The organism is Pseudomonas frederiksbergensis (genome assembly GCF_003732705.1).
Classification (GTDB): Bacteria; Pseudomonadota; Gammaproteobacteria; order Pseudomonadales; family Pseudomonadaceae; genus Aquipseudomonas; species Aquipseudomonas frederiksbergensis_F.
In genome coordinates, this window is the sequence record NZ_MOBR01000009.1 from 523,611 (window position 1) to 535,101 (window position 11,491).

Sequence of the window (11,491 nt, forward strand, 5' to 3'; positions counted from 1 at the left end):
AACGCCACTTGCATATAGGCGCAAATGCGCTCGGCGCCGATGGGTTGGGCGACCAGCGCCGTGAGGTAGAACGCTTCACCCGCGTCATCGACGTTCAGGGTCAACGGGTAATTGGTGCGCTCGTCACCGCCCAGTGCCGAGATACCCTGCCATGCGGACAAGGCTTCCTCGGTGACTTCGCCAGAACTGTGGCGATAGTTGAGCAAGGCGCTGAACAGCGGCGTCGGTGCGGTCACACCGCTGCAACGCTGGGCCAGTGCCAGCGAAGCGTGTTCGTGACCGAGCAACGCAGTCAGCCGCGCATGGGTGGCCTTGACCCCGGCTTTTACCCCTTGGGCACCAACATCCACGCGCAACGGCAAGGTGTTGATGAACATTCCCAGCGCCCGGTCGGCGCCGTCGCCGGCTTGCAGACGACCCAGCAGCACCGTGCCGAATACCACGTCCTGCTTGCCGGACACTTTGCCCAGCACCTGCGCCCAGGCCAAATGCACCAGGCTCGCCGCGCTCACACCGAGTTGCCGCGCTTGAGTGCGCAGGCGTTTGGACAACGCAAGATCCACCGATTGACGCGCTTCGTCGATGCCATGCCCGTCGCCCTGCACATCCTGCAGGCCGAACGGCAGTGTTGGCTCGTCGACCTCGCTGAGCATCTCGCGGAAAAATGCCTCGTGATCGTCGGCACTCAAACCGAATTTCGCCTGGGCCACATAGTTGCGGTACGGCATCGCTTCGCCCAACTGATCGTCCTGACCCAGCAGGTGCAGTTGCATCTCGTGCTGCATCACGTCCAGCGCGGTGTGGTCCAGCGCCAAATGGTGGAACAACAGAATCGCCACCCAGCGGTTTTGTGCCGCGTCGTGGGCGTAGGCCAGGTGCAGCAGTGGCGCGTGACGCAAGTCGAGACGGTAATGACGCGCGTCGAAACGAGTGCCTAGTTGCGTGGCAATGTCGCCGGCAGTCGGGTCGAGTTCGATGTGTTCCGGGGTCAGCAGGACGTCGCGCCACACCACTTGCACTGGCTCGTCGAGGCCTTCCCAGACCACGGAAGTGCGCAGAATGTCATGCCGACCGATCACTACCTGCAAGGCCTGGACGAAGGCGTCGAGGCGCTCGCGATTGTCGAACGCAAATTGGGACTGCAAGACGTACGGGTCGCCCTGCTCGGCGGCCAAGTGGTGATAGAGAATGCCTTCCTGCAACGGCGCCAGCGGGTAAATATCCTGCACATTGCGGGCACCACCGGGGACGGTGGCGACGATGCGGTCGAGGGTGTCCTGGGTCAGGGTGGCCAGCGGCAGCAGGTCCGAGGTGATGTGTTCGCAGTCCAGCGGAATCAGGTTGGCCGGAACCGTTATTTCCTTGCCGCTGCCAACCGCTGCGGCCAGTGCCGCGAGGGTCGGCTGGCTGAACAGCACGCGCACATCGGCGCTCAGTTCGGCCTGGCGCATCCGTTCGATCAGCGTGACCGCCAGCAGCGAGTGGCCGCCCAGTTCGAAAAAGTGATCGTGACGACCCACGCGTTCGACCTTGAGCACCTCGGCCCACAGACGTGCGAGGGTTTCCTCGACTTCGCCTTGCGGCGCTTCGTATTCACGGCTGGCGTAGGCGTCCGCGTCTGGGGCAGGCAGCGCACGGCGGTCAAGCTTGCCGTTGGCGGTCAGCGGGAATGTTTCCAGCACCACGAAAGCGCTCGGCACCATGTATTCGGCCAGCGAGGCGGCCAGTTCGGCACGCAGGTCCTGCACCGACAGGGTCGTGTTTTTATGCGCAATCACGTAACCCACGAGGCGTTTGGGTCCTGATTCGTCCTGACGCGCCAGCACCACGGCGTCTTTCACGCCGGCGCACTGGCCCAATCGCGCCTCGATCTCGCCCAGTTCGATGCGGAAACCACGGATTTTCACCTGGTCGTCGTTGCGACCCAGGTATTCGACATTGCCGTCCGGCAGCCAGCGACCGAGGTCGCCAGTGCGGTAGAGCAAGGCTTGCGGCTCAGCGCTGAACGGGTCGGCGACAAACTTCTCGGCGGTCAGCTCAGGGCGGTTCAAATACCCTTTGGCCACGCCATCGCCACCGATATACAACTCGCCCGCGACGCCAACCGGCACCGGGTTGCCCTGCGGATCCAGCAGGTAAAGCCGCGTATTGCCCACCGGGCGGCCAATTGGAATGCTGCCCGCGCCGGCTTTCTTGATTTCGTAGGTCGCCGAGAACGTGGTCGCTTCCGTCGGGCCGTAGCCGTTGAGCAGATGCTGTGGCGCGCCTTCTTTCAATACGCGGCTGATCACTGCTGGATCGAGCACATCGCCACCGACGATCAGGTAACGCAACTGGCCAAACACCGACATCAAACCGGCGGCGTATTGATGGAACAGACCTGCGGTCATCCACAACACGCTGATTTTTTGCTCAAGCAGCAATGACTGGAAGCGTTCCTGGGAGAGCAACACGTCCTGCTCGACGATCACCACGCAACCGCCATTCAGCAATGGCGCCCAGACGTCGAGGGTGCTGGCGTCGAAGGCCGGGTTGGAGGCAAACGCCACGCGATCCTGAGCGTTGAATTCGGCGTAACCGTTGTTGATCACCAAGCGGTTGATCGCCCGGTGTGGGACCAGCACGCCTTTCGGCGTACCGGTCGAACCCGAGGTGTACATGATGTAGGCCGGGGATTCGCTGGACTGTGGCAGGTGTGGGTCAGTAGTCAGGTGATCGAGGGTTACGCTGTCCAGATCAACACGCTGAACCTCTTCAGGCACCGTCGTCGTGCTCAGCGTCAATACAATCCGCGCCCCGCTGTCCTGCACCATGAAACCCTGGCGCTCGACCGGCGCACTGATGTCCAGCGGCACAAAAACCGCCGCACATTTGAGGACCGCCAACTGGCTGATCAACAGTTCAAGCGAACGCTCCAGCAGAATCGCCACGCGATCCCCCGGTTGTACGCCGAGGCCGATCAGATGGCGGGCCAGGCGATTAGCCCGGAGGTTGAGTTCGTTGTAAGTCAGGCTTTGCGTGTCGTGAACCGCCGCGGTCGCCTCCGGGCAAGCCAGAACCTGCGCCTCGAACAGCCCGTGAACGGTTTTGTCCTGGGGATAGCTGCGTGTGGTCGCGTTGAAATCCACCAGCAGTTGCTGACGCTCGGCGGACGGCAGGATCGGCAGGCTGAGCAGCGCGGTGTGTGGCGCCTGCTCCAGCGCATCGACCAGATGCTCCAGCGCGGTATTCAGATAGGCGCAGATTCGCTGGGCGCCGATTTGCGGCATGGCCAGCGCGGTCACGCGGAAGCCTTTGCCCAGATCATCCACCGACAGGGTCAGCGGATAATTGGTGCGCTCTTCGTTACTCAGGGATTCGATACCCTCCCACGCCGCCAGGGTTTCGTTTGAATGCGCATGGGCAGCGCTGTGGCGGTAGTTGAGCAACGCGCTGAACAACGGCAACGGCGCGACGACTCCGCTGCAACGCTGGGCCAGGGCCAGCGAGGCGTGTTCGTGTCCCAGCAAACCGCTCAACCGGGCGTGGGTGGCTTTTACCCCGTCACGCACACCGAGTTCGCCGAGGCTCACGCGCAGCGGCAAGGTGTTGATGAACATCCCCAGCGCCCGTTCGGCGCCCTCGCCGCCCTGCATCCGGCCCATCAAAACGGTGCCGAACACCACGTCTTCACGCCCCGAGACCCGGCCCAGCACCTGCGCCCAGGCCAAGTGATGCAGGCTCGCTGCGCTCACGCCCAATTGACGGGCCTGGGCTCGCAAACGCCGGCTCAGGTCGGCGCTGAGATCCAGCGCGGATTCTTCGATGTCGCTGCCATCGCCCCGTACATCCTGCAAACCGAACGGTAAGGTCGGCTCGTCGATATCGCCGAGCATGTCGCGGAAAAACGCTTCGTGCTCCTCGCGGCTGACACCCAGTCGCGCCTGGCCGACATAGTTGCGATACGGCACGGCTTCGCCCAGTTGCTCGGATTGCCCCAGCAAGTGCGCTTGCATTTCCTGCTGCACCACTTCCAGCGCAACGTGGTCGAGGGCCATGTGGTGGAACAGCAAAATCGCGACCCAGCGCTGGTTGGGGATGTCCTGGCTGAACGCGATGCGCATCAACGGCGCCTGCTGCATATCGAGACGGTAATGCAGGGTGTCGAATTGTTCGCGCAAGCGGTCGGCAATCTCACCTTCGGCCGCATCGAGTTTGACTTCCTCGACCGCCAGTTGCGCTTTGCGCCATACCACTTGCACTGGCTCGTCGAGCCCCTGCCACACCACCGAAGTGCGCAGGATGTCATGCCGGTCGATCACGCCTTGCAAGGCATGGGCGAAGGCGTCCAGACGTTCGCGGTCGGCGACGGTGAACGTGGCTTTCAGCACATACGGGTCGCCCTTCGGCGCGGCAATGTGGTGGTAGAGAATGCCTTCCTGCAACGGCGCCAGGGGGTAGATGTCCTGCACGTTGCGCGCACCGCCCGAGACGGTCGCGGCGATACGGTCGATGGCGTCCTGGTCGAGTTTGACCAGGGTGAGCATGTCCGGGGTAATCTGGGTGCAACCCAAGCGAATGTTGTTGGCCGGCACCACGATTTCGTGTGCGCCACCGACTGCTGCGGCCAGCGCCGCCAGGGTGGGCTGGCCGAATAGCACGCGGATGTCTGCTGACAGGCCGATTTGGCGCATGCGGCCGATCAGGCTGACGGCCAGCAGGGAGTGGCCGCCGAGTTCGAAGAAGTGGTCGTGGCGACCGACTTGTGGCAGGCCCAGCAGGTCTTGCCAGATGTTCGCGATGGCGATTTCGGCTTCGCCGATGGGGGCTTCGTAGGTGCGGGTGATGACGGAAGCGGAATCGGGTGATGGCAGGGCCTTGCGGTCGAGTTTGCCGTTTGGCGTCAAGGGCAGTTTGTCGAGATGGACGTAGGCGGCCGGGACCATGTAGTCCGGGAGTTGGGTTTGCAGGTGACGGCGGAGTGCGTCGATGTCCAGCACTTGCGGCGCGGTGTAGTAAGCAACCAGGCGTTTTTCACCGGGGATGTCTTCGCGGGCCAGGACGGCGGTTTCGTGGATGTCTTCGTGTTGGGCGAGTTTGGTTTCGATCTCGCCCAACTCGATGCGGAAGCCGCGGATTTTGACTTGGTCGTCGTTGCGGCCGAGGTATTCGATGTTGCCATCCGGCAGGTAGCGGCCAAGGTCGCCCGTTCTATACATCCGGGCGTTTGTGCTGAAGGGATCGTTGAGGAAGCGTTCGGCGGTGAGGTCGTCGCGGTTCAGGTAGCCGCGCGCCACGCCTGCGCCGCCGATGTAGATTTCACCGGGGACGCCCAGCGGCACGGGTTGGCCGTATTCATCCAGCAAGTAGAACTGGGTGTTGGCGACGGGTTTACCGATGTGGGCGGCAAAACCATCGTCGCGGTCCATCGAGACCCAACTGGAATAAGTTGTGGTTTCCGAAGGGCCGTAGAGGTTGCACAGGCGTTGAACCTGGGTCTGTTCAAACAGGTTTTCCACGAGGCTGCGTTTCAGCGCTTCACCGGCGACGTTGACCGTGTGCACGTTGGCACTTAGTCCGCCGGATTCCAGCAAGGCCTTGAGGGCCGAAGGCACGGTGTTGATCAGGGTGATGTCGTGTCGCAGTTCCAGCACATTAGTGACGACATCAATGCTGCCGCCCGAGGTCAGTGGTGCGAAGCATTCGTAGACCGCCAAGTCGAAGTTCAGCGAGGTGGAGAACAGGGTTTTCGCCAACGTCGCGTCATCAAACGAACGATGCGCCCAAGTCAGGAAGTTCACCGTGTTGCGGTGTTCGATCATCACGCCTTTAGGCAATCCGGTGGAGCCCGAGGTGTAGATCACGTACGCCAGATGCGCCGAAGTCAGCCCGTCAATCGCAGGATTGGAGACGGATTCGTCCTGCCAAATGCCGCTATCCAGATCGATCACCGGCATCGAAGCCTCAGCCAACAACCCCAAAGTCGCGGCCTGTGCCAACACCACGGCCGGCGCGCTGTCCTGCAACATGTAGGCAATCCGATCCAGCGGATAAGCCGGATCCAGCGGTACATAACCCCCGCCCGCCTTCAGAATCGCCAGCAACCCAACGACCATCTCCGCCGAACGCTCAACACAAATTGCCACCCGCGAATCCGGCCGCACCCCCTGCCCGCGCAGGTAATGCGCCAACCGGTTCGCCCGCTCATTCAACTCGCGATAGCTCAAGTGTTCCAAGCCATAAACCACCGCCACAGCATCCGGCGTCCGCTCAACCTGCGCCTCAAACAACCCATGAACCGTCTGCTCCAACGGATAAACCGCGTCAGTCGCATTGAACTCAAACAGCAGTTTCAAGCGCTCCGCCACCGGCAACACCGACAACCGATACAACGACGCCTGAGGCGTCTGTTCCAGCGCCAACACCAGCCCTTCCAGCGCCGCATGCATATACGCACAAACCCGCGCCGCCCCAACCTGATTGGCCACCAACACCGTCAACTTGAAGCCGTTACCCAAATCGTCGACGTTCAACGTCAGCGGATAATTGGTGCGTTCCTCACCACTGAGCACCTCCATGCCGCGCCACGCGTCCACCGCTTGAGCCGATACCGCGCCCACCGCACTGTGTCGATAGTTGAGCAATGCACTGAACAGCGGCGTCGGCGCGGTCACGCCACTGCACCGTTGCGCCAGGGCCAGCGAAGCGTGCTCATGCCCCAGCAACGCGGTCAGCCGCGCATGGGTCGCCTTGACCCCGGCTTTCACACCTTGGGCGCCGACATCCACGCGCAACGGCAAAGTATTGATGAACATCCCCAGCGCCCGATCAGCGCCGTCGCCACCCTGCATCCGCCCCATCAGGACCGTACCGAACACCACCTCCTGCTTGCCGGACACCTTGCCCAGCACTTGCGCCCAGGCCAGGTGCACCAGGCTGGCGGCACTCACGCCGAGCTGGCGCGCTTGTGCGCGAAGACGCAGGTCCAGCGCTGTTTCGACAAACCGGGCATGTTCTTCGATGTCGCGGCCATCGCCCTGCACATCCTGCAAACCGAACGGCAGCGTCGGCTCATCGATATCCCCGAGCATCTCGCGGAAAAACGCCTCGTGCTCCTCGCGACTGACGCCAAGGCGCGCTTGCGCCACGTAGTTGCGATACGGCACCGCTTCAGTGAGTTGATCCGCCTCACCCTGCAAGAACGCCTGCATTTCGTGCTGCACCACTTCCATCGCGGTGTGGTCCAGCGCCATGTGATGGAACAACAGCGTGGCGACCAGGCGCTGATTGGCTTCGTCCTGCGCGTAGGCCAGGCGCATCATCGGTGCCTGGCTGACATCCAGTCGGTGGTGGCGCGGGTCGAAGCGCTGGCTCAACTGCGCCACGGCATCCCCGGCGGCCGGGTCGAGCGTGACCTGCTCAAGGTGCAATTTCGCCTCGCGCCAGACCACTTGAGCGGGTGATTCCAGCCCATCCCAGACGACGCCGGTGCGCAGAATGTCGTGACGATCGATCACCACCTGCAACGCTTGAATGAACGCATCGAGGCGCTCGCGGTTTTCGAACGCGAACTGCGTCTGCAGTACGTACGGGTCACCCTGCTCGGCGGCCAAGTGGTGAAAGAGAATGCCTTCCTGCAACGGTGCCAGCGGGTAGATGTCCTGCACGTTACGGGCACCGCCGGGGACGGTGGCGACGATGCGGTCGATGGTGTCCTGGGTCAGGGTGGCCAGCGGCAGCAGGTCCGGGGTGATCCGCTCACAGTTCAGCGGAATCAGGTTGGCCGGAACCGTTACTTCCTTGCCACTGCCAACCGCTGCGGCCAGTGCCGCGAGGGTCGGCTGGCTGAACAGCACGCGCACATCGGCGCTCAATCCTGCTTGACGCATCCGCTCGATCAGCGTGACCGCCAGCAGCGAGTGGCCGCCCAATTCGAAAAAGTGGTCATGACGACCCACCTGCTCAACCTTGAGCACATCGGCCCACAGACGCGCGAGGGTTTCCTCGACTTCACCCTGGGGCGCTTCGTATTCACGGCTGGCGTAGGCGTCCGCGTCCGGGGCAGGCAGCGCACGGCGGTCAAGCTTGCCGTTGGCGGTCAGCGGGAATGTTTCCAGCACCACGAAGGCGCTGGGCACCATGTACTCGGCCAGCGAGGCGGCCAGTTCGGCACGCAGGTCCTGCACCGACAGGTTGACGTCTGGCCGGGCAATCACGTAGCCCACGAGACGTTTGGGTCCTGTTTCATCCTGCCGCGCCAGCACCACGGCGTCTTTCACGCCGGCACACTGGCCCAATCGCGCCTCGATCTCGCCCAGTTCAACGCGAAAACCACGGATTTTCACCTGGTCGTCATTACGGCCCAGGTATTCGACATTGCCGTCCGCCAGCCAGCGCGCCAGGTCGCCGGTGCGGTACAGCAGCGCCTCCGGCCCGGTGCTGAACGGGTCGGCGACAAACTTCTCGGCGGTCAGCTCAGGACGGTTCAAATACCCTTTGGCCACGCCGTCGCCACCGATATACAACTCGCCCGCCACACCGACGGGCACTGGCCGCTGCCAGGCGTCCAGGACATAAACTCTGGTGTTGCCGACCGGGCGCCCAATCGGGATGCTGCCCGTGCCAATGGCCTTGATCTCATAGGTCGTGGTGAAGGTCGTGGCTTCCGTCGGGCCGTAGCCGTTGAGCAGATGCTGCGGCGCACCTTCTTTCAATACGCGGCTGATCACTGCTGGATCGAGCACGTCGCCACCGACGATCAGGTAACGCAACTGGCCAAACACCGACATCAAACCCGAGGCGTATTGATGGAACAGACCTGCGGTCATCCACAACACGCTGATCTTTTGTTCCAGCAGCAGCGCGCGGAAACGTTCTTGCGAGAGCAGCACATCCTGCTCGACCACCACCACGCAACCGCCATTCAGCAGCGGTGCCCAGACATCGAGGGTGCTGGCGTCGAAGGCCGGGTTGGAGGCAAACGCCACGCGATCCTCGGCGTTGAATTCGGCGTAACCGTTGTTGATCACCAACCGGTTGATTGCCCGGTGCGGGACCAACACACCTTTTGGCGTACCAGTGGAACCCGAGGTGTACATGATGTACGCCGGCGATTCGCTGGACTGTGGCAGGTGTGGGTCAGCAGTCAGGCTAGCGAGGGTTACGGTGTCCAGATCAACACGCCGAGCCTCTTCAGGCACCGATTCCGTGCTCATCGTCAATACAATCCGCGCCCCGCTGTCCTGCACCATGAAACCCTGGCGCTCGACCGGTGCGCTGATGTCCAGCGGCACATAAACCGCCGCGCATTTGAGAATCGCCAATTGGCTGATCAATAGTTCAAGGGAGCGTTCCAGCAGAATCGCCACGCGATCCCCCGGCTGCACGCCGAGGCCGATCAGGTGATGGGCCAAATGATTGGCCCGGGTGTTGAGTTCGCTGTAAGTCAGGTATTTCCCGTTATGGACCGCTGCGGTCGCCTCCGGGTGAGCCAGAACCTGCGCCTCGAACAGACCATGAACGGTTTTGTCCTGCGGATAGCTGCGTGTGGTCGCGTTGAAATCCACCAACACCTGCTGACGCTCGATGTCCGGCAACACAATCAGGTTATGCAGCGGCATATCCGGGGTCTGTTCCAAGGCCCTGGCCAGTCCCGCCAGCGCCGTCAGCATGTAATCGCCCACCCGTTGCGCGCCAATTTCCGCCAGCGCCAGCACGCTCAAGCTGAAGCCTTCGCCGAGGTCATCCACCGACAGTGTCAGCGGGTAGTTGGTGCGCTCTTCACCGCCCAGGGATTGCAAACCCGCCCACGCTTTCAGCGACTCAGGGGTCGGCACCTGCGCCGTGCCACTGTGCCGGTAATTGAGCAGCGCCCCAAACAACGGCGCCGGTGCCGGCACCCCGCTGCAACGCTGGGCCAATGCCAGTGAGGCATGTTCATGACCGAGCAACGCCGCCAGGTCGGCATGGGTGGTTTTGACGCTGTCGCGCGCGCCCTGCCCGGCCAGTTTCACCCGCAGCGGCAAGGTGTTGATGAACATGCCCAAGGCCCGATCGGCCCCGTCACCGCCCTGCATACGGCCCATCAGCACCGTACCGAACACCACGTCTTCGCGCCCGCAAACACTGCCCAGCACCCGCGCCCACGCCAAGTGATGCAGGCTCGCGGCACTCACCCTCAACTGCCGGGCCAGGGCCCGCAGGCGAAGGCTGAGCGACGCGTCGATCGGCAGATGAACTTCCTCGATCAGCGGATCACGTTCAGGCACACCGGCCAAACCGAAGGGCAGCGTTGGCTCATCGACATCGGCCAGCTTCTCGCGGAAAAACGCCTCATGGGTGTCGCGGCTGACGCCGAGCCGGACCTGGGCCACGTAGTTGCGATACGGCACCGCTTCAGGCAACGCGGCGGCCTCGTCGAGCAGAAACGCCTGCATCTCATGCTGCACCACTTCCAGTGCCGCATGGTCCAGCGCCATGTGGTGAAACAACAGAATCGCCACCCAGCGACCGTTTTCGCGGTCCTCGGCGCAGACCAGGCGCATCAGCGGCGCCAGGCCCACATCCAGGCGCGAATGCTGGGTGTCGAAGCGTTGTTGCAGTTGCCCGACGATGTCGCCGTCCGCCGGATCGAGCACAACTTCTTCCAACATCAGCGTTGCTGCATGCCAGACCACTTGCACCGGCTCGTCCAGCCCTTCCCACACCACCGAAGTGCGCAGGATGTCGTGACGATCAATCACGCCTTGCAGGGCGCGGGTAAAGTCGTCGAGCCGCGACCGCTGCTCGGCGCCGAACAGCGCTTGCAGCACATACGGATCGCCCTGTTCCGCCGCGAGGTGATGGTAAAGAATGCCTTCCTGCAACGGCGCCAGGGGGTAGATGTCCTGCACATTGCCGGCGCCACCGGGCACGGTTTCAACGATGCGGTCGATCTCTTCCTGACTGAGGCTGGCCAGGGGCAGCATGTCCGGGGTAATGCGGAACGCCGGGCTCAGCCAGTCGCCGCCGTTTCTCGCCACCAGCTCGAGCAGCTCGTTCTTGTGCACGCCAAGACTGTCCCACAATGCGCTGTCCAGTCCTTCGTCATCGCCCAGGACAACCAGGTTGTCATCATCCAGTTGGAGGCGGATCGGGTGCTGGGAAAGAACGGCCATCAAATCGCTGAATTGCATCGAAGAACCTGCTTTTTGAATTCGGGGGTGGTTGACGATGAAAAATGTGCTTTTCGGGTACGGCGTGGCGCCTGAACGCGGAAATCGGCAGCGCTTCAGGAGCCGAGGGCGGCGCATGGGTCTGGGCGTTGAATGCAATGTCATGTTGAAAAACGATCGTTGGCCGGGAGGCTTCTCCCGCCGCGATGACGCCCTTCACTGGTCGAAAAAATTAGAACATTCGGGGCCGAATGTCTGTCATGGGAAGCAGGGACAAGCCCTGAAGTGGATCAGTGCGGATTCGCAGGATCGGGGGCAATCCGATGGGAGAACCCCATCGGATTGATTCCACAGATGAA

Annotated in this window: 1 protein-coding gene (running past one end of the window); it reads right to left on the reverse strand. The window is 62.6% G+C overall.

Going from position 1 to position 11,491, the window contains the following annotated elements; translation table 11 throughout:
* Nucleotides 1–11,153: the 5' portion of a non-ribosomal peptide synthetase gene (locus BK667_RS13990; RefSeq protein ID WP_123597951.1), read on the reverse strand. It extends 19,687 nt beyond the left edge of the window; only the first 11,153 of its 30,840 coding nucleotides appear in the window; it begins with the start codon at nucleotides 11,151–11,153; its stop codon lies beyond the left edge, outside the window.
* Nucleotides 11,154–11,491: the final 338 nt, after the last annotated feature.